This window comes from Actinoallomurus acaciae, from assembly GCF_042429965.1.
GTDB lineage: Bacteria > Actinomycetota > Actinomycetes > Streptosporangiales > Streptosporangiaceae > Actinoallomurus > Actinoallomurus acaciae.
The window spans coordinates 1-1,128 of record NZ_JBHLZP010001092.1 but is presented as its reverse complement, the minus strand read 5'-3'; the positions used below and the strand labels follow the sequence as shown (position 1 = coordinate 1,128).

1 protein-coding gene and 1 pseudogene are annotated in these 1,128 nt (G+C 74.9%); both read left to right on the top strand.

The window, feature by feature from the left end:
• Positions 1-233 (top strand): annotated as a pseudogene (locus ACFFNX_RS50745) (hypothetical protein); the annotation flags it as partial.
• Positions 234-323: 90 nt separating this feature from the next.
• Positions 324-1,128, top strand: an 805-nt coding sequence (locus ACFFNX_RS50740; protein ID WP_378213668.1) for a serine/threonine-protein kinase, incomplete at its 3' end; no start/stop codon positions are given.

Sequence of the window (1,128 nt, the reverse complement as noted above, 5' to 3'; positions counted from 1 at the left end):
GGCTGGGCGGCGGGCTGCTTCAGGCCGGGTTGGCGCTCGGCGGCACCCTGTCGGTGCTCTTCTTCCAGTCGTCCTTCTCGGCGTCGACACCGCTGGTCGTGGCCGGGGTCATCGGAATCGTCGCGGCCGTACCGGCCCTCCTGCTGCGGAGCCGGCCGCCGCAGGAGATGGGCCCGCCGCCCGTGTACGCGGCCCCGCCGATGGCGCCGCCGACGCCGGCTCCCTGGCAGTGACCACCGGGCGGATCCGGCGGTTCCGTGGCCGCCCGGTGGCCGGTCGCCGCGTCGCCGTAGGTCTCCGCTTGTGGGTATCGTGCGCGGACTATGGCTTCGACACTGGATTCGGGCAGGCTGCTGGGCGGCCGTTACCGGTTGGTGGAGCGCATCGCCGCCGGTGGGCAGGGTGAGGTCTGGCGCACGGAGGACACCGGGCTCGGTCGCCCGGCCGCGGTCAAGGTGCTGCGCGGTGAGTACGCCGACAACGCGGAGTTCCGTGAGCGGTTCCGTCGCGAGGCGCAGCACGCGGCCGGCCTGTCCCATCCGGGCATCGCCCAGGTCTTCGACTACAGCGAGGGGGACGGCGGGGAGGCCCCCTATCTGGTGATGGAGTACGTGGCGGGCGAGTCGCTGTCCGCGGCGATCGCCCGCGAGGCGCCGATGAGCCCCGGCCGGGTGCTCGACGTCATCGCCGCGGCGTCGTCGGCGCTGGCCACGGCGCACGCGGCGGGCCTCGTCCACCGCGACGTCAAACCGGGGAACCTGCTGCTGGGCCACGACGGCTCGATCAAGGTCGCCGACTTCGGCCTCGCCCGTGCGATGGACGCGAGCTCGCTGACCCGGACCGGGACCCTGATGGGCACGCCGCAGTACGTCTCGCCCGAGCAGGCGACCGGCAGGCCGGCGACGGCCGCCAGCGACCTGTACGCGCTCGGGATCATCGCGTTCGAGGCGCTGACCGGCCGGCCTCCGTACGAGGGACCCCCGACCGCCGTGGTCCTCGCGCACCGTGACGCGCCGCTGCCGCCGCTCCCTCCGTCGGTACCGCCCGGGCTCGCCGACCTGGTCCACGCGCTGACCGCCAAGGACCCGGCGGAGCGGCCGCACACCGCGACGGCCGTCGCCGAGCGGG